Origin of the sequence: Paraburkholderia sp. RL18-085-BIA-A (assembly GCF_046027075.1) — a bacterium.
In the GTDB taxonomy this organism is placed as follows: Bacteria; Pseudomonadota; Gammaproteobacteria; order Burkholderiales; family Burkholderiaceae; genus Paraburkholderia.
In genome coordinates this window covers 46,520-71,777 of sequence record NZ_JARESU010000034.1, presented here as the reverse complement: position 1 = coordinate 71,777, position 25,258 = coordinate 46,520, and the positions used below count along the sequence as shown (strand labels likewise).

The 25,258-nt window shown below is 58.9% G+C and carries 16 protein-coding genes; 7 read left to right on the top strand and 9 right to left on the bottom strand.

The annotated features are described in order from the left end of the window. Positions 1-1,278 precede the first annotated feature (1,278 nt). Positions 1,279-3,483, top strand: coding sequence for an esterase/lipase family protein (locus P0D89_RS23170; RefSeq protein WP_408361561.1), 2,205 nt, complete (start codon positions 1,279-1,281; stop codon positions 3,481-3,483). Between the two features lie 122 nt (positions 3,484-3,605). Here P0D89_RS23170 and P0D89_RS23165 read toward each other — a convergent pair whose 3' ends face one another. The 5 genes from P0D89_RS23165 to P0D89_RS23145 form a co-directional block, all read right to left on the bottom strand. Continuing rightward, positions 3,606-4,013 (bottom strand): hypothetical protein, encoded by a 408-nt coding sequence (locus tag P0D89_RS23165; RefSeq protein ID WP_408361560.1) that lies wholly within the window; start codon positions 4,011-4,013, stop codon positions 3,606-3,608. Positions 4,014-5,051: 1,038 nt separating this feature from the next. Further along, positions 5,052-5,321, bottom strand: a complete 270-nt coding sequence (locus P0D89_RS23160; protein ID WP_408361559.1) for a hypothetical protein — start codon at positions 5,319-5,321, stop codon at positions 5,052-5,054. Positions 5,322-8,460: 3,139 nt separating this feature from the next. Next, a complete protein-coding gene (locus tag P0D89_RS23155; protein WP_408361558.1) occupies positions 8,461-9,435 on the bottom strand; it encodes a ParB/RepB/Spo0J family partition protein in 975 nt (324 codons plus the stop codon). After that, positions 9,432-10,643 carry a ParA family protein gene (locus P0D89_RS23150; protein WP_408361557.1) on the bottom strand — a complete coding sequence of 404 codons (1,212 nt, stop codon included), beginning with the start codon at positions 10,641-10,643 and terminating at the stop codon, positions 9,432-9,434. The genes P0D89_RS23155 and P0D89_RS23150 overlap by 4 nt, the downstream gene beginning before the upstream one ends. A 398-nt stretch (positions 10,644-11,041) precedes the next feature. After that, positions 11,042-11,317, bottom strand: a complete 276-nt coding sequence (locus P0D89_RS23145; RefSeq protein ID WP_408361556.1) for a hypothetical protein — start codon at positions 11,315-11,317, stop codon at positions 11,042-11,044. 383 nt (positions 11,318-11,700) lie between these two features. On the opposite strand from P0D89_RS23145, the gene P0D89_RS23140 reads away from it, so the two are divergent. After that, entirely contained in the window at positions 11,701-13,104 is a 1,404-nt protein-coding gene (locus P0D89_RS23140; RefSeq protein WP_408361555.1) for a replication initiation protein, read from the top strand. Between the two features lie 98 nt (positions 13,105-13,202). Here the strand turns inward: P0D89_RS23140 and P0D89_RS23135 are convergent, their stop codons facing one another. From P0D89_RS23135 to P0D89_RS23125, 3 genes are all read right to left on the bottom strand, one after another. After that, the gene (locus P0D89_RS23135) at positions 13,203-14,717 is read right to left on the bottom strand and encodes a GntP family permease (RefSeq protein WP_408361554.1); all 1,515 of its coding nucleotides are present in this window, start codon (positions 14,715-14,717) and stop codon (positions 13,203-13,205) included. A gap of 2 nt (positions 14,718-14,719) precedes the next feature. Continuing rightward, positions 14,720-15,763, bottom strand: coding sequence for a patatin-like phospholipase family protein (locus P0D89_RS23130; protein WP_408361553.1), 1,044 nt, complete (start codon positions 15,761-15,763; stop codon positions 14,720-14,722). 671 nt (positions 15,764-16,434) lie between these two features. Next, a complete protein-coding gene (locus tag P0D89_RS23125; protein WP_408361552.1) occupies positions 16,435-17,838 on the bottom strand; it encodes an aminotransferase-like domain-containing protein in 1,404 nt (467 codons plus the stop codon). Between the two features lie 292 nt (positions 17,839-18,130). On the opposite strand from P0D89_RS23125, the gene P0D89_RS23120 reads away from it, so the two are divergent. The 4 genes from P0D89_RS23120 to P0D89_RS23105 all read left to right on the top strand — a co-directional run bounded on the left by P0D89_RS23120 (position 18,131) and on the right by P0D89_RS23105 (position 22,821). Beyond that, a complete protein-coding gene (locus P0D89_RS23120) occupies positions 18,131-19,567 on the top strand; it encodes an amino acid permease (RefSeq protein WP_408361551.1) in 1,437 nt (478 codons plus the stop codon). After that, positions 19,567-20,796 carry an NAD(P)/FAD-dependent oxidoreductase gene (locus P0D89_RS23115; protein WP_408361550.1) on the top strand — a complete coding sequence of 410 codons (1,230 nt, stop codon included), beginning with the start codon at positions 19,567-19,569 and terminating at the stop codon, positions 20,794-20,796. Before P0D89_RS23120 ends, P0D89_RS23115 begins: the two co-directional genes overlap by 1 nt. Positions 20,797-20,922: 126 nt before the next feature. Next, positions 20,923-22,068 carry a branched-chain amino acid ABC transporter substrate-binding protein gene (locus P0D89_RS23110; protein WP_408361549.1) on the top strand — a complete coding sequence of 382 codons (1,146 nt, stop codon included), beginning with the start codon at positions 20,923-20,925 and terminating at the stop codon, positions 22,066-22,068. Between the two features lie 381 nt (positions 22,069-22,449). After that, positions 22,450-22,821 carry a GFA family protein gene (locus P0D89_RS23105; protein ID WP_408361547.1) on the top strand — a complete coding sequence of 124 codons (372 nt, stop codon included), beginning with the start codon at positions 22,450-22,452 and terminating at the stop codon, positions 22,819-22,821. Between the two features lie 188 nt (positions 22,822-23,009). On the opposite strand, the gene P0D89_RS23100 is transcribed toward P0D89_RS23105, so the two are convergent. Further along, positions 23,010-23,345: a hypothetical protein gene (locus P0D89_RS23100; protein WP_408361546.1), complete on the bottom strand. Its 336-nt coding sequence runs from the start codon at positions 23,343-23,345 to the stop codon at positions 23,010-23,012. 484 nt (positions 23,346-23,829) lie between these two features. On the opposite strand from P0D89_RS23100, the gene P0D89_RS23095 reads away from it, so the two are divergent. Next, positions 23,830-25,251, top strand: a complete 1,422-nt coding sequence (locus P0D89_RS23095; RefSeq protein WP_408361545.1) for a basic amino acid/polyamine antiporter — start codon at positions 23,830-23,832, stop codon at positions 25,249-25,251. Positions 25,252-25,258 lie beyond the last annotated feature (7 nt).

Here is a 25,258-nt window from a genome sequence, read left to right as displayed (position 1 = left end):
TGATCCTGCCCGTCACTACACCGGAAAGTCAGTCGGCGAACCGCCGACCAGCATGATTGTGCAGATCATCCATTTGGATCGAGAGACGATGACTGGAACACCATTGCAAGCATAAGCATCCTGACTCCGGGTTTCAGACATCCGGTCGAAGTGCCAAACTGTAATGCTGGTGCAAACTGAAGAAGATGAAGCGGGCCCAGCTCAAGCGTTGCACGAACGTCATTCCGCCAGAACTTCAGAACGATAGCTTTTGCGTGTCGTCTGCTACTGCGGGCGGCCGGCCGATTCCCTGCGACAAGCCCTTCCTGCAAAAGTATTTAAGTTCCCAAACAAATTGTTGTCAAGAATTTCGCTGCCAGTGTGCAGTTGAGGCGAGATAGACCTTGATGCAGACCACGTTCATCCAGATTGTTTTGCTTTTATCAGTAAACGTGCCAAATATTACCGCGCAAAGAAAGCAGGAGTGCTTGTATCAGGCAGTACGCACAGCTGTCACGAGCACGTCATCGTTTCCCACGAAAGTGCCTCGTTGTCGAAAGCGTGTTCAGATTGCGGCTGCGCTGCATGCGCATTGGCATGATGGCTGATCGAAGCAGTCGCCGTCAATGACTTCCAGGCCGGCGTCGGGTGGTGTGGTTGTCTAGTGAAGATGCTCTGCTAACCATGTAGGACAACGCAATGTGTTCCACCAGAGTTTCAATTGTTCGAAGAAGTCAACGGTTAATGAGAACCCAATCTGGGCCCGCGGTCATCTTCAGTCAGTGTTGTGCCCCTTCACTGATGGCAGCTTGTTGCGTAAGCAATCTGCCAAGCGTACAGTACTCTGCGATGAATAATATGCGTGTGACTTCGCAAGTGCCGCGCATAAAACTGCGGTTTATGAAACAAACTTAGCGCCGAACAATGGCCCGACGGAGCGATACCGCAGAGAGCTGATAGACCCTCCATCATTTTTTCCGGTTTCCGTGGCCATGCATGCCATGACCTGTGAACCCGGAAAGTCCCTGTCGGCAATGCAGCCATGGCAACAGTCCACTGCAAGACTACTGACTGCGCGGCACTACGGAAGGATGGCCCACTTTCACGTGGCTGCGTGGACCTTCCTGTTAGCGGATATGCGGACGTCGGCCTGTTGACAATGCTGCCGCTGCGCCACTTTTTATCCTGGCGCGCCAGAAGATGACCCCATACGAAAGCTCCACTGCGGTGTCGGTCTTGTGCCCGGCGATCCGCGTGCCGAATCGTTCCCTTGAAGAAAAGCGCCGGCGGACCGAAGACATGCGATCACCTCGCATGGGCGCATGCATCGTGACGCGCTGTCTCTCGCCGTGGAAGTCGCGTTGTTTTACGTTCGCCCTGCTAGTCGTCTGCCTTTTATCCGGCTGCGCGATGGTGCGCGTCAGTTCGCTCGGCCCGCAGCAGTACATCGCCATGCGCCGCGGCGATATTCTGTCGACCGGCCGACTTAGCGCGGCAACGCGAGACACACTGCGCGTCGCCGCGCTCGATGAGGGCCCTTGTCAAAGGACACCGCAGGACTGCATCGATACGGTCACGACCGTACCGGGCATCAAAGTCGACCGCCGCCTCGCCAGTCTGGCGGAGCTTTCGCTGCAAATGGCGATCGCCCAGACACCCAACAACGGGCCGCCGTGGAGCGACGCGCAATTCGATTTGTGGCTGAGAACGGCCCGGTATGCCTACGCGTTTCTCTTTCTCGGTCAACGTACAGCGGGAGAACGCGCGTTCGAGGACCGGCAGACGCAAGTTCGCGACTACTACAACTACGCGGTACAGGAACTCGCCGGCGCGCTGTTCCGGCGAGCCACGCTCGAAGCGAATTCCGGCAACGATGAGCCTGGAGCCCAGTCGATAGCAGGCTGGACCATTCATATCGACCTGAGCCGACTTCGGCTCCCTGAGGGCGTGCGCGAACCGCGCGAAGTCATCCCCGCGTCGAGGCTCTCGTTCGCGGGGCTGCGCAGCATCTACCGACGTGACGGCCTGGGTGCGGAACTCGTCGCGGTCACGGGTGCACCGACGCCGGCGCCCGAAGCGGTGGAAGCGGTGGAAGCGTCCGAAGCGGCGGAAGCGCCCGAAGCGGCGGAAGCGCCCGAAGCGGCGGAAGCGCCCGAAGCGGCGAAAGCGTCCGAAGCGGCGAAAGCGTCCGAAGCGGCGGAAGCGTCCGAAGTGGCGGAAGCGGCGAAGGCATCGGAAACCAAGGCAGGCGCCAGCCGGGAAGCGACAAGCTGGTCGACACTGCCGGCGCGTCCCTTCAGTGAAATGCCGTCGCCGAACGTCACCGTACTTCTTGCGTTCAACGCCGATAATCTCGGCCAGTTACGCAGCGCACACGATGTGGTCTTGACGGTCTACGACCCATACCGCGAAAAGAGCGTGGAACGACATGGCCAGACCGTGCCGCTGGCCGCCAATTTCAGTGCGGGCTATGGCATCTGGCTGGCCCGTTCCGGCTTTGCCGGGCAATCTTTGCGCAACCTGTTTGGGCGGTCGCGCGCCATTGATAGTCCGCGCATCTATTTGATGCAGCCATTCGATCCGGACCGGCGCATCGTTCTGATGCTGCACGGCCTGGCCAGCAGCCCCGAAGCATGGGTCAACGTCGCCAACGATATTCAGGGCGACGAGATTCTCCGCCAGCACTTTCAGGTCTGGCAGGTCTACTACCCGACCAACGTGCCGATACTCGTCAGCCTGGCGCGGATTCGCAGAGCGGCGCGCATCACGCTCGCGCATTTCGATCCGGCCGGCACGTTACCGGCCTCTCAAGGCATGGTGTTGATCGGACATAGCATGGGCGGGGTGCTGGCGAGACTGCTCGTCTCGACCTCCGACGAAGAGCTATGGACGACGTTTCAGGAGAAGTATGTGCCCGAGGGCACCGAGCTCGATCGCAACGATGTGCGGCTCGATCGTCTGCTGCGCTTCACGCCGATGCCGCAAGTCGAGCGGGCGATTTTCATCGCGGCACCGCACCGCGGCACACCGTTCGCCAGCAATCGCATTGCTCGCTGGGCGTCGAACCTGGTGCGCTTGCCCCTCGCGCTGCTGCATGAATTCGAAGACGTGATGCAGACTGCCACCAACAACAATAGTGGACAGAACGAGGGCCAAACCTTGCACGTTCCCAACAGCATCGAACAACTGCGCGAAACCGATCCGCTCATTCGTGCAACCGCGCAGTTGCCGATCAGCCCGACAGTCTGTTTTCACTCGATCATCGCAAGGCGCAGGCCAACTGGTCCTCTCGAGGATTCCGACGACGGTGTCGTCCCTTATCGCAGTGCCCATCTGGCGGGCGCGGTCTCCGAAGAGGTGATCGTCGCGGGACACAGCGTGCAGGAAACGCCTCAGGCTATTCTTGAAATCCGGCGCATCTTGCATGAGGATATCGAGCAAGTAGCTCAAAGGGGCGAGTCCGGATTTTCTGTGGGCTGCGAGAGCGCGTCAGCGATCCAATAGAGGTGATGGCGCTTCGACTGTCGCCTGGCACATTCGCCGCGTTACCTGCACCGCCGAACCCGGGTCAGGTCTCCCTCCTCTCGTTGCTAGGAGTCCCTAGTGACGAGCTTCAATCGCTGCAATCACACGAGTTCAGAGTTCGGCACCCTGCACCACGATTTAGCAATTTTTTCTATCGATACCTGCGTTGGCGGGGTCGAGCTTTTCAGGACTGTTGCACCAAGGTTTTCGCCGTGATCGGCAGCCAGCGCGCGGCTCACTTTCCGGACAGCATGAGCTTGAATGCGTTGCCGATCGGATTGTTGACTATCTGCGAAACTCTGAGCGAGTCGAATTGCAGGGAACTCGAAATATCGAGTTCTATCACTCACGTGGAGTTTGACCTTCCGCCGAATGGAAAGCGTAAAGTGCGCCAGAACACAGTGCTCCAACATATCCGTTATCGATGCCCGTCCCTCGATAAGGCGTATTTCGCCCACGTTGATTTTCGGAAAGTCCACCATGTCGTTGACGATCTGCAGCAGACTCATAGCTGACACCTGCGTGGCTTGAACGCGCGGGCTGCTTCGGCGCTAGTGGACCCGGGAAGGGATGAGTTCGATGCTCCCAGCTAATGAATCGAGAGGAGTGCGAATGTCATGGCTCATCGGCATGCGCAATTCGGGCAGCAATCGCGCCGTGGCAAGCACGTTCTGGCCTCGATTAATAGGTATTGAAGTCCTCTTCCCAGATCCGGACCGCTTGCGATTCAACCGTCGGCGACACGGAGAGGCTACCCATGGCGTAACTACCTGGGCACATAACGGCGATAGTCAGCAGCATGACGACCACGAACGACATTTGACGCTGACGCTTCAGATTGCGCCTTCAAAGCCCTCAGCGTGTGCAATGGTGAGTTCCTGGCGGACACAGAATTTCGCTCCGTGAGAAAACCTCTCTTTGGCCAGGACATTGGCCAGCGCCGAAGCTTGCTTCAGGAGACGCTGCGAAAACGCAAGCTTCGCGTTCGTCCATAGCGTGGTTCAGCGCATTGCTGGCCAAATTCACGACGGCACTGAATATGGAAAAAGGCGGAATTGACCGATAGTGACGAGCGTGATTGCCGGCCGTTCATCGGCAAACGAACAGGCGGCATCCTTACTTTGTCCTCTAGTCAGATGAGGGCGGGACAGAAAAGTCAAAAGCTGAAATAACCGAGGTCCGCAATGTTGATTATGACAATCCCAAATCAACAGCGAACCTGACAAGATCGGCGTTCGTATCTACGTGGAGTTTGCGCATGACAGCGCGCTTTTTTGCGTAGCAGTTGTCGGAAGCGAGTGGTTCAGACTTCGTGCAATGTCCGTCACCGAAAGCCCGAGCGCATACAGTCGCACGATCCCTGCTCTCTGAGCGATAGCGGCCGCGCCTGACGAAAAGATTCGATTGTCGTTCCCTCTTGAGCAGGCCGTGCCGCTATGCCCACCGTCAAAACCAATTCCTTCTTCGAGTACGCGCGCAAGCAGGTCCGTACCAGGACACTCATGCTCTGGTCTTTGCCAACGATGCCCGCAATGCCCATTTGTGTGTCATCCGATGAAGAATGCCATGCCGCCATTGGGGTCAGAATTGTAAAGGCGACTAGAGGCAAGTCCGGATACGGACCTTTGAACCGGTCGATCATTCTTCCGGAGTTCGTCTTCGTTGGTCGAATATTGCTGCATGGCGAAGTCCGTGACGACGAGGTCGCGCGCCGCGTCCTGAGGTCGGCGAACAAACGGTGCCGGATTGAGCGGTTGCGGCGACCCGGGATTGCGCCATCCCCTTCTCGAATGCATCCAGAACGATTGACTGATCATCCGCCGGCTCGAGTCGTCCGTTTGAAACACTCTTGAAACCTACCGACCACTCAGGGGGTTCGGTTGTCGACTGCGAACACCGCATGGCAACGGCGATAGGCATGACATGCCGTTGATGGGCTGGATGTATTTGGACCCTCCCCTACCTACACAGCAGCGGAGTCTGTCGCGAGGCGATGTAGTGCCGTTCTTTGCGGCAGGTGGGCAATAGTTCGAGGTGAGCGTCGCTTGTTGGTTGCTCGTTCGTCTTATCCGCTTAGTCACCCCGTGAGTTGGGCAATGGATTTTTCTGGGTAACACCTACGCGATCGCAAGGGAATGCTGCTTGACGGAGCGGGACCCATGGCGCGAAGGGCGTATCGACGCCCTGACGTGAGCGAATCGGTTCTGCGTTCTGCCGGAAATAATTGGACCTCTACCGTCCCGACGCGCTATGACTGAGCGGCGGAGTACAAAAAGTGACGACCGTTTTCGGTTGAGAAAAGAAATACTGCAAACGGTGACAATATTCGTTCCGGCTCTGTGAGCCCCGGAGGCCATATATCTTCGGATCGGTCGGCTAGGCGGCAAATAGAGTTGCAAGAGAGGTCATGCAGATGTTGCAGTGATCGTCTTGGGTAAAGTGGTTTCGTAAGTCGGTATCAAGACTACACATTACGTATCAAATGCTACATTCGATCGGGTTTGCCGATTGATTTCGAACAGAGATCGAAAAAACTGAGGATAGTGCCAGTGAGCGGCCTAGAATGTCACTATTTCGTGAAACATATGTCCTTATGTGACAAAAACCGCATACAAAACATAATGTTACCGATCCAAGACGGTTTTCTGAAATGTTTCACGGGCCGTTTTTACGAGGCGTCCGATTAATGACGAGGCGACGCGGTATTTAGATCAAGTTTGACTTATCAGCGCGCTCCTCCATCCGCCGTGTGACGATTCATTTTGTGAAAAAGGAGCACGGTACAGTAATCGGTGACAGTGCATTTACTTTACTTCTCGTGAAGCCATATGTTCGTGCCCCAATTATAATTGCTCAGATTGATTAACTGGCTCCGTATCCAACCGTATCGGATCGATCCGATGGTAACCGGCCGATGGGCCTTTTCAACCTATAGCGGTCAAGGCGCTTCTCGATCGCGGTTCGTTTTGAGCATCGTAGAGATCGTAGTGCTCTACTTTGAGGCTGTGGCGAAGTGCAAGCTAATTCGGGCTCCGCTGTCTCTGCGTAGCGAAATCGCGAGGGAGAACGTCGTCGTGGTTCTTGCGATGTCCGCAATATCCGTTGTCAGGACGCGGCGCACGTCTCCTGTTGATTGGGAATATCTCGCAATTCCGAAATTCCTCTTAGGCCTTGCGGGCGGCATGGGGATGGGTGACGGGTTCTGCCGGCGGCTGCCGACGTCTGCTTGATCGCGGTCAAACAGATAGGTGCGAGCAAATTCGCCCGCAACGCCGCAATAGTTAGGCGACCAGTAACGACATCCGCTTTACTATCCCAACGGCCATAGAATCGGGCCGCCATGCTCGGATGGACTGTGGTGGAGCTTTACATGTCTCAGTGATTTAGCCAGGTTGCCCTGCCAGGGCAGGTCACTGCCGCCCTGACTGATATTTCTAAGTGGCCTATGTCGGCGAAGCGCTCACAACGCGGCGTGATGTAGTCTGGCAAGTCAAGGAAACTGCGATGCTATGAATGGCTCCGTTACTTAGCGCCGTTCTTGCGAGAAAGCAGATCCAAATCGGCAGATCTGTTTGGTTCATATGAGGTGCACGCAAACCCCGCTCCACCTCAACTCAGTGCAGCCCCCGCGCATGGCCGATCACGCGCAACTCACGACCGCGCAAGATGCAGGCTCAGTTCTGAGAAACATCCTGTTGCCCTAGCCAATTCGCTCGCAACTCTACGTGCTGCCCTTCCGCCCTCATATAGACTGGGCGAGCGCGAGTCACTTTTCCTCCACATTTAGAAGACGACCAACGACACGCTTTGACACGCGCTAGCTTTGACTTGTTAAGAGCGGTAAGAGGGCCGGTTCCGCGCAATCTACATCAGGATGTTTTCGGTGGGTCAACATCACCGCTGAACGAGCAGTGCCACCCCGTTCACCGGGGCATGTCTTGCGAAGCCCAACCTTGCGGCGCGCAGATCATGAACATATGAACAGCGATCATCGCATCCGTTCTCCTACTAGCGAACGCCCCGAAACGTTTGCCCATTTCGTATTAGGCTCTCCGGGTATTTTTACGGGCAAGCCGGATGACGAGAAATTGCAGGGAAGGAAGATTTTCTGCGATGACCGGACACGCTTCCGTTCAAGAGGCGTCCTTCATGTTTCCGCAGCCAAGTGGCGCTCGACCGGAAGACATGACTCTCTGAATATCGGCGCAACATATCGAACGGCGGTCGCTTCGAGACTCAGCACCTTGTTGCTGCAAGGCGAGATCCTACGGCGTGCCTGAAGGCGAAAGAACCGCTGCGAACCAGAAGTTGGGACGAATAGATCTGTGGGCGGTATCAACGGCGTTGGCGAGCGTACCGCTCGTCAGCATTCTCATTGAGGTATCAAGATTGCGTAGGACAGCGTTCAGGACATAAATTCTCGTGGGATGAACGCCGGAATACACGACGTGCTGCGCGCCCTATTCTCATCAGTTATGCGCCACAGAGAAAAAGATAGGCGCAACTTCGTGGGGGATTTGAGGTCAGCCGGCCTGGCGCGAACCGTGAACCTACCGACAAAGAGCGTGGTTGCGTTTGATGATGCGAAATAACTGTCCACCGTCGTCATTCGCATTATGTCTTGTGATACGGTCCAAATCGTTGTTTGAGACCCGATGTGTATTGCTACCTGACTCAGCTATCCACCTAAAGAATTTCAATTGAATCGGTCAGCTGAGCCTGTCCGGGCTCGTAGTCGGATCGAACGCGCTCGCATCCAAATGGAAGTGGACGCTGGGGGTTTCATTCCTCGAGAGAATTCAACGGCCTCTCCGCCTCGCTCCACCTCAGCAGCTCTCATATCCGGTTTAGCCGCAGTGTCTAGAGTCTAGACACTGCCGCCAAAAGGCTGCCAGCGCTCCTCATGAAATAAAAAAGCCCGCGGTCTGCGGGCTTTCTCTCCGATCCAGTACTCAATCAGTTCGCCTTCGGTTGAGGCTGAAACATCCGACCGATCAGCTCCCGTATCTGCGCCTCTTGCGCTTCCGTGATCACGCCAGTCTTAATTTTGACAGTGAAGTTGCTGATGTCCTTGGTGATACTCCCCGCATGTTCCTTGCCGGAGAAAAATTTGTCGATGCTGCGTCCGCTCGTCCCGGTCGATGTGGTTTGACGAGTCGCCAGCGCGCTAATCGCCGCTGCGGCCTTACCTTGGTCGATTTCGCCTTTCAAAACAAGTGGCCAAATTTCGATTGCGGCTTTCTGTCCGTCGTCCCCGTGCTTTTTTATAGCTGCGGCAATAGCCTGAGCAGCAGTCCCACCGAGCAAACGAGGCTGGATATCGAGATCCTTTTTGATAAAGTCCGGCAGATTCTCAAACGCGAGAAACTGATAGAGGCCGGCGCGCGACAGGCCCATAGCCTCAGCCAGCCGCTTTCGATTCGGAAATTCTGCCTCGGAACGGCGAATCGCAACACCGATTTCATAGTCAGCCAGATCATCGCGGCTGATGTTCTCGACCATGGCCAATACCGCCATGTCCGAATCGGAACAATCGGCAACAACCGCCTTGATCGTGTCGAATCCCAACATCTTGTGGGCGCGCCACCGACGTTCACCCGCCACGATCTGATAATCGTTTTCCACGCGCCGAACGACGATGGGCTGCATAAGCCCAACCTCGCGAATCGACTCGGCGAGTTCCGTGAGCTTTGCTTCGTTGAACACGCGGCGTGGTTGCCAAGGGTTCGGCAGGATCCCGGCTACCTGCAATTGCGACGCAACACCGGTCGCCTCCAACTCCTGAACCCGGAGTTGCGCAACCGCCAAAGCCCCCGCCAGCCCAGGCGCCGTCTGCGTCCGCGTGCTGCGCTTAACCTCGTCTTCGTTGATCGACGAGGTCTTCCGGATGCCAGATGTCTTGGCCAGCAGTTGTTCCCGCATGTTGCTCATTGCGCGTTCCTCCATTTTTCCGAATAGATTTCGTCCACCCATCGGCAGTAGTCGACCAGAGGTTGACGTACACGTTGCAACGACTTGGACGCACTATGTGTACTGCTGATGTCGAAGACGGTCGAGAAGGCCAAGGCGCCCGTACTCATCACGGAACTTGCCGGCACCTCGATCGAATGCAGCCAATTCTCATAGGCGCTTTGTGCCCACGCGCGTACGATCGGCGCAGACGAATTGCGGCCATAGTCGACCCTCGACAGCATCAGCGAAACGAAGTCGTATTTCTTGTCTTTCTCGTACTTGATGAAGCTCTTGGACACATCCGAAAAGAGCCGCCAAAACGACAACGAGCTGATGAAGTCCAGATTCTCCGGCACCATCGGCATGACCATCGCATCCGCTGCCATCAAGGCGTTCAAATTGAGGTACGACAGCGACGGCGAGGTGTCCATCAGAATGTAGTCATACCTCTTCCTCAGCGGCTCGAGCCCCTGCCGAAGCACGGTCCAAAACCGGAAGCCCGGCCTCATTTTCTGCATCGCGGGCAGATGGAATTCGGCGCCGATCAGTTCGGTATGCGCGGGAATCACGTCGATCCCATCCCAGTATGTTGACTGGACCCGCGCCTCGAGGCCGCCCTCGATTTCCTGATCGTAGACATACGGCAGCACCGTGTCTTCCGGCGTAACATCTTTCTCTGCGTAGAGTCCACAGAGTTCTGAAAGAGACGCTTGCGGATCAAGGTCAACCACCAGCACTTTCCGCCCGCGCAGCGAAAGCCCTTGAGCGAGACACATCGTGGTGGTGGTCTTTGCCGAGCCGCCTTTGAGCTGCGCCGTAATGATGATTCTTCCGTCCGGTTCCTTTAACCGCGTGACCAGCGGGGTCTGGTAGATGTCGGACACTTTCTGCACCCAGATGCGCGCTTCTTCCAACGTGAACGTGCGCGTGCGACCGGTGCCAGCCGCGGTGCCGGGTGGCAACTCACCGTCGCCTTTGGTTGCGAGATATTGGACCTGAGAGTGGGAGATATTGCACATCTCTGCAATCTCCCCTGTTTTGAAAACAGGAGCCGTCTTGCGGGGACGGGGAGCCAGAATCGTGTCGCGCAGTTCGTTAGTGAAAATCGTGACCTTTTCCGCAAACTGGCTGATCTGCTCAAAGTGAACGGTTCGGTCTACGGCAGGGAGTTGGCTCGTTCTGACCATTCTGAGGTTTTTCCATAAAATTCCAGAAACCTCAGAATACAGGAAATGCTTGAAGTTAGCTTCTTAAATCGCTGTTTTTACGCAGATTTTCCACAAAAATATCGAATATCGCCCCTTTTTTGGGGTTCAAAACGTCTCAGATCGAATGCAAACGGGCCAGCGGGCTCGTGATAAAACGCGCAGCTGCCTGTCTCAAAAACTGCAATAGGCACAAACGACCTCACCATCCTTCCGCGGAAGGCCTCTCGCAGCCCACCTGATGCTCGCAAATTCAGCAGAGGGTGAGGTCAATTGTGCACTTTTCTATTTCCGACATGTCGGATAGCTCCACTCCGCACAACGAACCTCACCTTCCGCGCGGTCAGCAGGCAGTTTCAGGCCCTCGACCGAGCCTTTTATCAGCCCGCACAAACAACCTCACCTACATTCGACTCACCATCACGCGCCGAATCACCGCATTTCTGAGCGCGATCGCCGTCCGAAATGCTGATCGACACAATTAACCTCACCATCGGCTGCGCTTTGGGCGCGATACGACCATCTGCACAATCAACCTCACCATAATTCTCTACGCTGGATACTTTGCTTTTGACAGCCGGTTTGTATGTTTTTTTAGAAAACACAACAAGCCAACAAACCCACAGGATTACCCGATACCCATTCAATTCAACCACTTAAGCTTGAAAAAGTGAGGTGCATTGTGCCAAAGGTGAGGTTAGATGTGCACGTAGGTGCTGTCTGTTGTGCAGCAAAGTGAGACTGCTTCCCCATCAAGGTGAGGTTTGATGTGCTCGAAGGTCCGCAGCGATCCTGAAGGTGAGGTAGGTTGTGCGCACACCGGCCTGATCGATGAGCAGCCCCGTGGGATAAGGCTCTTGCTGGAAATACGGCACCGCAGTGGTGAGGTTCGTTGTGCGGATGGTGAGGTTCTATGTGCGCAACTGGACGACCAGGTCACAGAATCGCCGCCGCCTCCAGTGATGGTGAGGTTCTGTGTGTTGACAGCTCACCACCGTGTGCATACAGTCCCGGAAGCGAAAAAGAGCGGACGAAAAACATGGCGGCGGACAATCCGGAAGAGAGTAAGTCGAAGGCAACGTCTCGCCAGATGGCACTCGCCTTGTTCGAGGACATGTTCGACCTGGGATTGCGAATCAACGAAGCCAATCGTGAGATTGGCTATCAGCGCAATGACTTCTTCACCGAAATCGTCAACATGGGGTTGCCGGCGCGGCGCTTCCTCGATGCGGCGTATTTCATCGTAGCCCAGGAGCCTGAACAGCGGGACCAGTACGACGTCGAGCTGAACTACTTCAAGTGGTTGATGCGTTACGACAGCCGCAACCTCAAACACTTGCGTACCATCGCAGACGAAGCGCAAAACGCCAAAGTCCGTGTCACCAATACGCCGATCGACCGCGACCCCAACGAGAACGACCTCTGGGTCCAGGTCCAGTTGATAGGGATGGTGGGCTTCCATCGCGGGCGGATGCGTTTCGACGTCCATCCACGCCTCGTCCCTCACATTCGCGACCCCCAAAAATCTCACTGGCTGAGTCTGCGCATTTCAACCGCGTTTACGCGCAGCCTCGCGCGCGCGATTTACGATAAAGTCCTGCCGCACGTCCCGGCCGGCCGAACGGACTGGATCCAGCTCGACGAGATGCGCAACTGGCCTGGCAGAATGGGGGCCAACGCGGCCATTTTCAAATACTTCAAGCGAGACTGGCTCGAGCCGGCCGTGCGTGAAATCAATGACGTGTCGGACATCGAGCTGTCGTACGAGACCCGGACCGCGTCCACTTCGTCGAAGAAAATCGACCGCATCAGGTTCCTGCTCAAACGCAAGGACACGGCGGACGCCGTGCTGGCCAGTCTCGCGGACGCCAGTCACCTGTACAAGATTCTCACGGACGAATTCGCGCTGTCGACCAAGCAGTTCAGCGACATTTCGGAGAATCGCGATGTGTGGACCGACGAGCGCATCCTGCAAGCGGTCGAATACACGCGATTCAGGGTCCAACGCGGGCAGGTCAAGAAGAGCCCCGCCGGCTATCTGATGCGAGCGTTGCGCGACAACTGGAAGATGTCCGATGCCGAGCGCACGATGGTCGACGTTCAGGCCAAGCTGATCGCCGACGAAACGCAGGAACAGGTGGCCAAATCCGAGACGAGAAATTCGGTGGCGCGCAGCGTTGCGTCGCGTGAAGAAGAAGTCCGCGCGCGCATGAACGAGGATTCGCGCAAGGGCCGCGACCACTTCAACGCGGCCGACGCGAAAACGCGCAAAGACCTGATGCATGCATGGACGACTTCGCGGGAAGGCAAGCTGATGCTGCGACGGATGAAGCTCGAGCCGTCGACGGTGACGGAGGACCTTATCCTCGCGAACACGGAATTGGTCTGGTATCTGGGTCAGTTCGTGTTCGGGCGCATGAACTCATCACGCGTGTCGGCCTGAGAAGACCTGGGTTTGCAGGCAAGCCTCACCCATCAGTCCCGCTGACTGCAGAAGCGAATGCGAGCTGAGTGCTACGCGCTGCCGCTCCCCGGCGCAATCTAAAACGACCCAACGATCGACCCCAGCACGATCACGACCACCAGCGCCAATAGCGCGCCGAGAATGCCGACGATCACGATATCCCGGTAGCTCTCGCGATGCGTCGAACCACACACCGCCAGCAACGTAACGACCGCGCCATTGTGCGGCAGGCTATCGAGCGTCCCCGATGAAATCACCGCAACCCGATGCAGCAGCGCAGGGTCGATGCCATGTTGCGCAGCCAGTTGCAGATAGGTGCCGCCGAGCGCGTCGAGCGCGATGGTCAGGCCGCCGGACGCGGAGCCGGTGAGCGCCGCGAGCAGATTCGTCGCGACCGCGAGCGACACGAGCGGGCCGCCGCCCACGCCGAGCACCCATTCACGCACCAGCGCGAACGCTGGCAACGCGGCGATCACTGCGCCATAGCCGACCAGACTACCGACGCTCAACACCGGCAGCACCGACGCGTTCGCGCCGGCATCGATCGTGTCGCGCAGAGCAGGCAGGCGCCGGCGGTTCAGCACAATGAGCGCGACGATCGCGACCGCAAGCGCCACGCACACGCCCCACACACCGCCAACCGCCGACAGCGAAGTTTCGCCCCAACGTACGTCGGCAAGATAGTCGGCGTCGATGCGCGGCAGCACGATCACGCTCATCGCGAAGTTCACGCACACCACCAGCACGAGCGGCGTCATCGCGACACCGAACGACGGCAGTTCGCTGCTGATATGGCCGTGCTCGATTTCCTCCGGGTCGAAACTCTGCGAGACGGTCGCGCGTTCACGCACGAGGTTCGCATTGGCTGCGGGCTTCGATGCCGGTGCCGCGGCCGCGGCGCCGGCGACCACACTCAGCCCTTCGAAACCTTCGTTCGCCGCCTTCGCTCGCGACTGCTGCAGCGACAGCCACCATAGCCCGAAGCTCGCCATCACGACGCTCGCGATCACGCCAAGGCCAGGCGCCGCGAACGGCGTCGTGCCGAAGAACGGCATCGGAATCGCGTTCTGGATCGCGGGCGTGCCGGGCAGCGCGGACATCGTGAAGGTCGACGTGCCAAGCGCGATTGCAGCTGGCATCAAGCGGCGCGGAATGTTGGCGGCCTGGAACAGTGCGGTCGCCATCGGCGCGATCACGAAGAATGCGACGAAGAGGCTGACGCCGCCGTACGTCACTAACGCGCCACCGATCACGACCGCGAGAATCGCCCGATGCGCGCCCAGCTTTTCAGTCATGAAGCTGGCAATCGCCTTCACCGACCCGCTGTCTTCCATCAGCTTGCCGAACAGCGCGCCCAGCAGGAACAGCGGAAAGAACTGCGCGAGAAAGCGCGCGGCGCTGTTCATGAAGGTCTGGGTCCAATGTGCCAGAACGGGCTCGCCGGAAATCGCGGCGGCGAGCATCGCGGCAAACGGTGCGAGCAGCAACACGCTCCAGCCGCGATACGCGAAGCCGATCAACAGCGCCAGGCTCGCGAGCATGCCGAACAACCCCAGGCCCACCGCGAGCGGGGACAGGATAGTGACGTCCATGGTCAGACTCCGTCGAGCAACGCGTCGAGGTCGAGCGAAGAGCGCACACCGATGGAGTCGGCGTGTTCGGTGAGAAATGCTTCGGCGGCTCGCCGGCCTTCGTCGCGCAGCATCGTCAGGAATGCCCATTCGGCATTCAGCTTGGACGAGTAGCCGAGCTTCGTCATCTCTTCGCTCGCGATCCGGTGAATGCGCATTTCGGCCCAGTGACGCCCTTCGTCGCTGCCGGCATCCGCCGCGCGACGCAGCAGCGCGATCATCCGCAATTCTTTCAACAGCGGCGCGTTGAACGCGACTTCATTGAGGCGGCTGATGATGTCGCGCGCGGAGCGCGGCGTTTCATCCCGCTCGACCGGATTGACCTGGACCAGCAGCGTATCGCTCGACGTGCATTCGCGAACTAGCGGCGTGATGGTCGGATTGCCCGCGTAGCCGCCGTCCCAATAATCTTCGCCGTCGATCTCGACGGCCTGGAACAGCGTCGGCAGACAGCCCGACGCGAGCAATACGTCGGGCGACAGGTCGGCGTTGCGGAACACGCGCGCCTGGCCGGTGCGCACGCGGGTCGCGGTGATGAAGAGCTTGATCGGCGCGTCGCGCAAATGGGCGAAGTCGATCGATTCCTGCAGGACCTTTTGCAGCGGATTGACGCCGCGCGGATTCATGTCGTAAGGCGAGAACATGCGCGCTGCGAGATCCATCGCGATGAACAGCGGCGAATGATCGAGCGTCCAGCGTCCCATCAGCGCGTCGAAGGGGCTGCGCCGGAACGGACTGAACATCGCGGCGTCGGAGACGCGTCGCCAGAAGGCTTCGAGCGCGGCTCGCGCACCGGCCGGGCCATCAATTTGATAGCCGCTCACGAGCACGGCTGCGTTCATCGCGCCCGCCGATGTGCCGGAGATGCCCTCGATCTGCAGCCACGATTCTTCGAGAATCCGGTCGAGGACGCCCCATGTAAAGGCACCATGAGAGCCGCCGCCTTGCAAGGCGAGGTCGATGCGAGCGGGCGCGTGACGCACTGGTTGATCTTTCGAAGCAGCCAAGACAACTCCGTTGTGAGGAGTGCTCCATGTCGCGAGCTGAAGCCGAAATGCACGGCGGACAAAGAAAACCGGTGGGACAGAAACGACAGCAAAAAAACCAGAGCGGCGGGCGGCTATTCGATACAAGCGGCGGACGAACGAACCGCGCTGTCAAGAACGTCTGAAATTTTGAATGGACGTGCGAAATGTTTTAAAAGGCAAAACGCGATCCCGCACGATTCGTATTGAAAGGGGCTGCTGCCTAAAAGTCAAGGGTAATCGCCAGGGGGCGCGCGCATCCCATGCCGCCTGTGTGATGCGAGATTTGTTCACTTGCGATGGTGGCACCTCTGGTCAGTGACGTGGGATGGCCTAAGCGATCATGCACGGGCCCGGTCACAAGACGGTCACAAGACGGTCAAAAGATAGGTGTAGGGAATTCGTGTGGAACGAGGCGCTGCCTATCTATTCTTTGGGAGGGTCACGTGTCTTTGTGATGAAATCGTGACACGAAAAGCACACGGTTACGGCGCGCGAGTCGACAGACTCCTGAAGCTGGAACGGTTGTCTGTCGTTCGTCGCCGATTCACTATGAACGCTCGATGCGCCCAACGATATTTGACATCGGTCTCATGCGCGCGTGGCATCGACGCGCCTTCAATCACGCATAACAATCACGGATTGTCTGTGCTTCAGATGGTCCCGAACAGCGCACGCGGACGGTCCTTGAGCGTCCCCGTCAACAACCGCAACGCACTGACCAGCTGATCACGGCTCGTCGCGCACGCAAGATTGATCCGCACGCCGTGCTCGATCTCCGAGCGGTCCACCGCGAACGCTGAGGACGGCATGACCACCACGCCACGCGCCTTCGCATTCGCCGCGAAATCATCGGCACGCCACGGCGGCGGCAGCTTGAGCCATACAAACATGCAGGCCGGATCCGTCTGCAGCAGTTCCAGCGGCAGCAGCTCCCGCGCGAGGTCCTGCCGCGCGCGGATTTCGGCGAGTTGTGCGTCCATGATGTGGCGCGCGGTGCCGTCCTCGATCCAGATCGACGCGATCAGCATCGACATCGGCGCAGGCATCCACGCGGTGGTGCGCACGGCTTCCGCGCACAGCGCCGAACTGTCCGGCGGACTCAACAGATAGCCGAGCCGCAGCCCGGGCGCGAGGATCTTCGAGGTAGCCGCGATATGGAACGTCAATTCGGGACACAGGCTCGCGATGGTCGGCAGGCGCTGCGAGACGAGCGGTCCATAGACATCGTCCTCGATGATCGCCACGCCGTGCCGCCGTGCAATGTCGACGAGCGCCATGCGCCGTTCGAGGCTCATCGTGGTGACGGTCGGGTTCTGCAGATTGGGCACCGTAAAGATCGCCTTCACCGGCCGGCGTCGGCACACCGCTTCGACCTCTTCGGTCAGCAGCCCGTTTTGATCGCTAGGAATGCCAACGATCTCGAACTGGAAGACCGGCGCGAGCGCCTTGAGGCCGTAGTAGGTGAGCTGATCGGCGAGGATCACGCCGTCGGTGCCGATCAAACTGTTGAGCACCGCATATAGACCGTGCTGCGCGCCGCTCGTAACGACCACGTGATCGACCGACGGCGTGAAACCTGGCGCAGTCATCCAGCGCGCGCCGGCGGCACGCGCCCACAACGGACCTTGCGGCGGCTGGTACTCCTGCAACTGCGGATAACGCGGATCGCGCGGCAAGTCTGCGAGCGTACGCGCGAGACAGGTGAGGAATTCGCCGGTCGCCGGCCGGTTCACGGTCAGGTCGATCGCCGCATTGGTCGCCGGCTGCATGGGTTCGACGCTCGGCATCGCCCCGCCCGTGACCAGCGAGCCGCGCCGTTTGCTGCCGATCACGAGGCCGCGCAACTGCAATTCCTTGTATGCACGCGACACCGTCGACACGTTGATGCCGAGTTCAGTCGCCAACTGCCGCTGCGGCGGAAGCCGGCTGCCAGGCGGATAGACGCCGCTGCGGATTTCGCCCTCGATCGAACTGGACACCTCGATATACGTGGAACGCTTTGCCTGCTCCGGCGCGCCTTTGGCGATGCGGGCGGCGTCTTTGGCAGAAACCATATCTTCGCGTGTCTCCATACAAAATCAGCTTTGTCCGCAATTGTGCGGAGATTTGCCGATTTTATACCACACCTGCCCAACTGCAAGCCCTACAAAGCGCTAGGCGGCCTGCACGACGGTTGACAAGAAACGCACCGGGACGGGCCAGGGAAAATGCCAGGGCCACACAATAAGCGTTTTAATTGCACACAAAAAAATATTGTGTGATTCTAGATGGCAGAGTTTGTCTGGTGGCGTGGCTCGACACGGCGCTGCCGGCAATGTCCAGCCATCCATCAGCAGGAGTTGTTCGATGAGCGTTCCGCAGATCTCTTCCTCCAAACCCACACCCAAACTGGGCGCCGCGCTGCGTCAGCGCCACGTCACGATGATTGCGCTAGGCGGCATCATCGGCGCGGGGCTTTTTGTCGGCAGCAGCGCGACGCTAGCTACCGTCGGGCCGGCCGCATGCGTGTCATATCTCGTGGCCGGCATTGTCGTGTTGATGGTAATGCGCATGCTCGGCGAAATGGCGCTCGCCGTCCCGGGCGTCGGCTCGTTCACCGAATATGCGCGCATCGGCCTGGGCAATTGGGTCGGTTTTACCAATGGCTGGCTCTACTGGTATTTCTGGGTGATCGTCGTCGCGGTCGAGGCGGTGGCCGGCGCGGCGATCCTGCAACGCTGGATTCCCGCGCCGGTCTGGATGATCGGCCTCGTCCTGCTGTCGCTGATGACGCTGATCAACCTGCTGTCGGTCAAGTCATACGGCGAATTCGAGTTCTGGTTCGCCTCCATCAAGGTCGCGGCGATCATCGTCTTCATCGCGGTCGGCGCCGCGTATCTGTTCGGCTTCAGCCCGACCGGCAGCGCGGTGGCGAACCTGATCGACCATCACGGTTTCATGCCGTTCGGCGCGATGTCGATCTTCGCGGCGGTGCCGACTGTGATTTTCGCGGTTGGCGGTGCGGAAATCGCGACGATCGCCGCGGCGGAGTCGGACGATCCGGCCAAAAGCGTCGCGGCGATGACGCGTTCGGTAATCCTTCGGGTCATCACGTTCTACGTCGGTTCGATGTTCCTGATCGCGTGCATCGTGCCGTGGAGCAGCATCGTCACCGGACACTCGCCGTTCGTCGCCGCACTGGAAACGATGCGGATTCCCGGCGCCGCCGACATCATGAACGCGATCATCCTCGTCGCCGTGCTCTCCGCGCTGAACTCCGGTTTGTATGTGTCGTCGCGGATTCTCTTTCGACTGGCCGAGCGCGGCGATGCGCCGAAGTCGTTGCTGAAACTGACGCAGAACAAAGTGCCGCGGCTCGCGGTGTTGCTGAGCAGTGTGGTCGGGTATGTGGCGATCGTCGCCGCTATCGTGTCGCCGCAGGGTGTGTTTCTGTTTCTCGTGAACGCGTCCGGCGCGGTGATGCTGTTCGTCTATCTGGTGACCGCGCTGGCGCAAATCCGCATCCGCCGGCGCATCGAGGCGACCGAACCGCAAAAGTTGACGCTCAGGATGTGGCTGTTCCCATGGCTGTCGTACGCGGTCGTTGCGGCAATTGTTGGCGTGCTCGCCGCAATGGGCGCCGATCCCGCGCTGCGTCCGCAATTGATGGCGAGCGCGGCGAGCCTCGCGGTCGCATCGATGGCGTATCTGCTGGCGGCCAAACGGCAGCCGCAGCCGGGCTTCGGCAGCGCCACCGGTTATCTGTCGCCGATCAGGCAACAGGCCATTGAAGGACGCAAGTGATGCCGGACATCGCCATCGTCGGAGCGGGATTCATCGGCCTCGCGAGCGCCGCGGCGCTGATGCGCGACGGTCATCGTGTCACGCTGTTCGACCCGTCCGGAGTCGGGCAAGGCGCATCGTTCGGCAATGCTGGAACGTTCGCGCACTACGCGTGTATCCCGGTGAACAATCCATCGGTGTTCCGCGATCTGCCGCGTTTCCTGTTGTCGAACGACAGTCCGTTCAGGCTGCGTTGGGGTTATCTGCCGCAGCTCGCCCCGTGGCTCGCGCGCTTTCTGGTGAGTTCGCTGCCGCGCCGTTACGAGGCGAGCGCCGGTGCGCTCGCCGCGTTGCTCGGACGCGCGCAGGACGGCTACGCGCCACTGCTCGCGAACGAGGAACTGGCGCGCTTTGTCCGGCCGCGCGAGTGCCTCTATCTGTATTCGAACGCAGCCTCGTTCGACGCCGCGCGTCCCGCGCTCGATCTGCGCCGCAAGCTCGGCGTTGCCTTCGACGTGCTTGCCGGCGACGGCATCCGCGCGCTGGAACCGTCGCTTGCGCCAATTTTCGAGCGAGGCGTGCTGTTCAGTGACAGCTGGCATTTCTCCAACCCGCTGGGCTTCCTGGAGACGCTGTACGAGCAGCTCGCCGCGCAAGGGCTGAAGCTGGAACGCGCGACCGTCAGCGCAGTACAGCCTTACGCTGACGGCGCGAGCGTGATGGCCGACGGCCGCGAGCGGCGATTTAGCCACGTGGTGGTCGCCACTGGCGCGCGCTCCGCGCAATTCGCCAGACAATGCGGTGACACCGTGCCGCTCGATACCGAACGCGGCTATCACGTGCGCTATCCAGGCGCGCAGCAACTGATTTCCCGGCCAGTCGGCTGGGCCGAACGCGGCTTTTACATGACGCCGATGAGCGATGGCATTCGCGTTGCGGGCACCGTCGAACTGGGCGGCTTCAGCGAAACGCGCAATCGCTCGCTGATCGATTTGCTGACGTTTTCGTCCAGGCGCGCGCTGCCCGCACTCGGTACACCCGACAACAACTGGTTAGGATTCCGCCCGACCTTGCCCGATGGCGTACCGGTACTCGGTCGCTCACGCGCAAGCGAGCGCGTGGTCTATGCATTTGGCCATCAGCATCTCGGCTTGACGCTGGCCGGCGTGAGCGGACGCATCGTTGCCGATCTGATCGCGCGGCGCACACCGCCGCTCGATCTGGCGCCTTACGCGGCCACGCGCTTCTAGCATCGTGCGGAGGCCGCAACAGTGGACGGTTTTTTTGCAGCAGGTATCTCAGGACATTCTCGACGCGTCGCGCATCGGATCGGTCGATCCACAACGCGCGACGCGACATCTCGCAAGGAGCGCATCATGAATCGCCGCTATTGGCTTTTGAGTCTGGCCGTTTGCGCCTTCGGCGCGCATGTGCCGCTGTCCTGGGCCGCCGATCCGCAAACCGTCAAGATTGGCTTTGTCGGACCGTTGACCGGGCCTGTGGCGCGCGTCGGCAAGGACCTGCAGTACGGCGCGCAACTGGCGCTCGATGAGGAAAATGCCCGGCATCCGATGGTGGGCGGCAAGCCAGTCAAGTTCGTGCTCGACGTGCAGGACGATCAGGCAGACCCCCGCGTGGCGATTCAGGTCGCACAGAAGCTGGTCGACGACGGCGTGGTCGGCGTGATCGGCCACTACAACTCGGGCTGCAGCATTCCCGCGTCAACGGTCTACCATCAGGCGAATGTCGCGATGATTACGCCTGGATCGACCAATCCGCAACTGACCAAACAGGGCTACAAGAACGTGTTTCGCACCATGGGGCACGACGGCGTCGGCGGCGTGGTTGCCGGGCACTTCGTGGTCGATCAGATGAAGGCCAAACGGATCGGCATTATCGACGACCGCACGGCATTCGGGCAGGGGCTCGCGGACGCTTTCGAAAAGGGCGTGAAAGAAGCGAACGGCAATATCGTCGATCGCGAATTCACCAATGACAAGGCCGTCGATTTCCGCGCCATTCTGACGACACTCAAGAGCAAGAACGTCGACCTGATTTTCTTCGGTGGGCTGGATGAGCAGGGTGCGATGCTGATCAAACAGATGCGCTCGCTTGGCATGCCCGCGCAACTGTTCGGTGCGGGCGCGCTGAAGAGCAATGCGTTCCTGCAGATAGCCGGCACGGCCGGCAACGGCACGCAGGACCTGGAGCCCGGTCCTGCGCTCGACAAACTTCCCGCCGCGCAGGAATTCGGCAAGCGTTACAAGGCGCGCTTCAATCAGGACGTTGAACTGTACGCGCCGTTCGCATACGACGCCGCGCTAGCGATGATCAAGGCGATTCACGACGCCGATTCGCTCGATCGCGCGAAGATCGTCGACAGTCTTGGGAAAGTGTCCGTCAACGGTGTGACCGGCAAGATTACGTTCGATCCGTACGGTGATCTGATCAAGCCGCCTTACACGCTGTTCCAGGTTCAGCAAGGACAGTGGAAGAGCGTGAAGACGGTCGGCGGCGTCTGAGGGCGCCCACCGATCGCCATGCGTTCAAACGTGCGACACCAGGCGCGAAGAGTCGACGAGCGGCTTTCGAGCAAGGATGGACAAGCTCCGCCGCCGCCAGATCGCTCGCGCCGCGTGTTGCGACGATTTCACACTTGAGCATCGATTAACAGAATCCAGTGGCGAAAGCGGCTGCAATCCCATTACGCGGATTGCATGCCGCCGTCGCCGCTTCCATCGAAAACTGCACGTCGCCGCCCTTGCCGTGAAGCCGGCCAGAATTGCATCTGGAGCACTGTCTATTGCAATGTTGTGTATCGCCTCGGGCAGTAGATACATTGCGACACAATCCGCGTTGCAACCCAGGCTATAAAGCAGTCGTTGCCAATCACGGAGAGCACCATGAGCGCCGACTTGCTGCAAGGGTCCTGCCACTGCGGGGCCGTCAAATTCGAAGTTCGTACCGCGATCGTTCCCGCCGGTCGTTGCAATTGCAGTCTGTGCCGTCGCAAGGGAGCACTGATGACGCCGCTGTTCCCGGCAAGCCAACTGAAGATTCTGAGCGGTGAGGATGCGCTGACGCTCTATCAGTTCAACACGAAGGTCGCCAAACACTACTTCTGCAAGCATTGCGGCATCTATCCGTTTCATCAGACGCGCAAGGACCCGCTGCTGTGGCGCGTCAATATCGGCTGCCTCGAAGGCGTCGATCCGTATGCGCTGGAAGCCGGCGTCGCTGATGGCGCCAGTCTTTCCGTACTGGAGGACGTATGAGGCGGCTACTGGCGATTGTCGTCTTCCTGACCGGCGGACTTGCGGCCGAGCTGGCGCATCCTTTGCAGTGTTCCCTGATGCAGGCGAGCGGGGCGCAGCTGAAACGACGCAAGAGATAGGGACCGCGATCGGCAGTCCGTTCCCGCGATAGTCGAATTCGACGAAGCGCAAAGGCAACTTCGGGGCCTTTATGTCGAGATGTCTTCGTACGCGCTCGCGCGCGGCCATTGATAGAGCGAAGCGGTTGCAAGCGCATTGGCAGACCGCGGAAATTCGCGCATTTGCGAACCGCGCCGCGAGCGCCTCACGATTCGGAAATTGGCATTCCTCATGCATGAACGCGAAACAGGACGCCGCGCGCTGTAGTGATTCTTTATTTCAGGCAGAAAAGGGTACACGACGCGGACGCCATCACCAATGGCATAGCGATTGTCGCGGATCTGGAAGGCGGCGGAGAACGACACTAATTGACAATTTGCATCACTGAATAAAAACGGTAAGACGCCGGTAAAGTCGTTCTGCATACAAGCGATTAATCGTAATCAACAGCACATTGTCCGCTGCCTGGGTCAGCTTCGATGAGCGGATCCATTATCGCCTCGCTTTCCAATTTGATCGCCGCTGACCGGCATCCCCCGCGTGGATTTGACACTTCCGGTTGCGCACCGCCTGCTTCTTTCCACCTATGGTTGATTGCGACCGAATCGAACGGCTAACTCCACTAACAATGTGCTCAGCCCGACTTTTAGGACTGGCAAGAAATGCCCGATCACGCATGCTGACCTGCATTCGCCGATGCCGGGGCAGACACCGAGTAAGGTGGTGTCCCTCGACCCGGCAGATTTCTATTAACTGCCGACTATTTGACAAAACCCTGTGGACGTACCATTCTTTTTCAGGTGCGGTTGCAGAGTTGTAAGGCCTGGCCCGTCGCGATGAGCTGTGAAGAAACGTTACGTTCGATCTAAATACGACCCTAGTTAAAAAGGTAACTAAAGAGGAATCCGAATGGCGTCCACAGCGCAGAAAATGTCGAAGATGCAGCTCACCGCGATGGTGGTGGGCGGCATGGTCGGAGCGGGGATTTTTTCCTTGCCTCGAACTTTTGCAAACGCGACTGGGCCTTTGGGCGCCGTCATTGCATGGCTGATTGCCGGCACCGGGATGTACATGCTCGCGCGTGTCTTCCAATCTCTCGCCGAACGCAAACCGGAACTGGACGCGGGTGTGTTTGCGTACGCCAAGGCGGGTTTCGGCGACTACCCCGGCTTTCTCTCCGCTTTCGGCTACTGGATTGGCAGCTGCATCGGCAACGTCTCTTACTGGGTGCTGATCAAGTCGACGCTCGGCGCATTTTTCCCTGTATTTGGCGAGGGCAACACGGTCATGGCGATCGTGGTCGCGTCCATCGGAATATGGCTATTCCACTTCATGATCCTCAAGGGCGTGCAGCAGGCGGCCTTTATTAACAGTATCGTCACGGTGGCCAAGATCATCCCGATCCTGGTTTTCATCGTCATTCTGATCTTCGGCTTCAGAATGGACCTGTTCCGCGCCAACTTCTACGGCGGAGGGCTCGAAGGCAATCTCTTCGAGCAGGTGCGTGCGACCATGCTGGTCACGGTGTTCGTGTTCCTCGGCATCGAGGGGGCGAGTGTCTATTCGCGCTATGCCAAGGAGCGTACCGACGTCGGCAAGGCCACGATCATGGGCTTCGTCATCGTGACCTCGCTGATGGTTCTCGTGACGATGCTCCCGTATGCGGTGCTGCAACGCGCCGATGTCGCGGGCATGCGCCAGCCGTCGATGGCGGCCGTGCTCGAAGCAGTGGTCGGTCACTGGGGCGCGATCTTCGTCAGCGTGGGTCTGCTCATTTCGGTGCTGGGCGCTTATCTGGCCTGGTCGCTGATCTGTGCCGAAGTGCTATTTACCGCCGCGAAGACCGAAGACATGCCTGGAATCTTCGCGAAGGAAAATGCCAACAAGGTGCCGGCCAACGCGCTGTGGCTAACCAACATCGTCGTGCAGCTCTTCGTCATCAGCACCTACTTCTCGCGAGACGCGTTCGCGCTGATGCTCAATCTCACGAGCGCGATGTCGTTGATTCCGTATCTGTTCGTGGCGGCTTACGGATTCATGCTTTCAAAACGCGGTGAAAGCTACGAGGTACGCCCGAATGAACGCGGGCGCGACCTGACCATGGCCTGTGTCGCCGTGATCTATACGGTCTTCATGATCTATGCGGGCGGCCTGAAATTCATTCTGCTTTCCGCCGTGCTGTATGCGCCGGGCACTGCGCTTTATATCTGGGCGCGGCGCGAACGCAGCAAGACTGTCTTCACCACTTCGGACTGGATCATCTTTATCGTTGCCGTCATTGGCGCGGTCATCGGCATCTACGGACTCGCGACAGGAATGATCGCGCTCTAGTGACACC

What these genes read in the sequence shown, in the direction of transcription:
- P0D89_RS23170 (WP_408361561.1), top strand. Translation starts at nt 1,279, where the DNA reads ATGCGATCACCTCGCATGGGCGCATGCATCGTGACGCGCTGTCTCTCG.
- P0D89_RS23165 (WP_408361560.1), bottom strand. Translation starts at nt 4,013, where the DNA reads ATGAGTCTGCTGCAGATCGTCAACGACATGGTGGACTTTCCGAAAATC.
- P0D89_RS23160 (WP_408361559.1), bottom strand. Translation starts at nt 5,321, where the DNA reads ATGATCAGTCAATCGTTCTGGATGCATTCGAGAAGGGGATGGCGCAAT.
- P0D89_RS23155 (WP_408361558.1), bottom strand. Translation starts at nt 9,435, where the DNA reads ATGAGCAACATGCGGGAACAACTGCTGGCCAAGACATCTGGCATCCGG.
- P0D89_RS23150 (WP_408361557.1), bottom strand. Translation starts at nt 10,643, where the DNA reads ATGGTCAGAACGAGCCAACTCCCTGCCGTAGACCGAACCGTTCACTTT.
- P0D89_RS23140 (WP_408361555.1), top strand. Translation starts at nt 11,701, where the DNA reads ATGGCGGCGGACAATCCGGAAGAGAGTAAGTCGAAGGCAACGTCTCGC.
- P0D89_RS23135 (WP_408361554.1), bottom strand. Translation starts at nt 14,717, where the DNA reads ATGGACGTCACTATCCTGTCCCCGCTCGCGGTGGGCCTGGGGTTGTTC.
- P0D89_RS23125 (WP_408361552.1), bottom strand. Translation starts at nt 17,838, where the DNA reads ATGGTTTCTGCCAAAGACGCCGCCCGCATCGCCAAAGGCGCGCCGGAG.
- P0D89_RS23120 (WP_408361551.1), top strand. Translation starts at nt 18,131, where the DNA reads ATGAGCGTTCCGCAGATCTCTTCCTCCAAACCCACACCCAAACTGGGC.
- P0D89_RS23115 (WP_408361550.1), top strand. Translation starts at nt 19,567, where the DNA reads ATGCCGGACATCGCCATCGTCGGAGCGGGATTCATCGGCCTCGCGAGC.
- P0D89_RS23110 (WP_408361549.1), top strand. Translation starts at nt 20,923, where the DNA reads ATGAATCGCCGCTATTGGCTTTTGAGTCTGGCCGTTTGCGCCTTCGGC.
- P0D89_RS23105 (WP_408361547.1), top strand. Translation starts at nt 22,450, where the DNA reads ATGAGCGCCGACTTGCTGCAAGGGTCCTGCCACTGCGGGGCCGTCAAA.
- P0D89_RS23100 (WP_408361546.1), bottom strand. Translation starts at nt 23,345, where the DNA reads ATGCAGAACGACTTTACCGGCGTCTTACCGTTTTTATTCAGTGATGCA.
- P0D89_RS23095 (WP_408361545.1), top strand. Translation starts at nt 23,830, where the DNA reads ATGGCGTCCACAGCGCAGAAAATGTCGAAGATGCAGCTCACCGCGATG.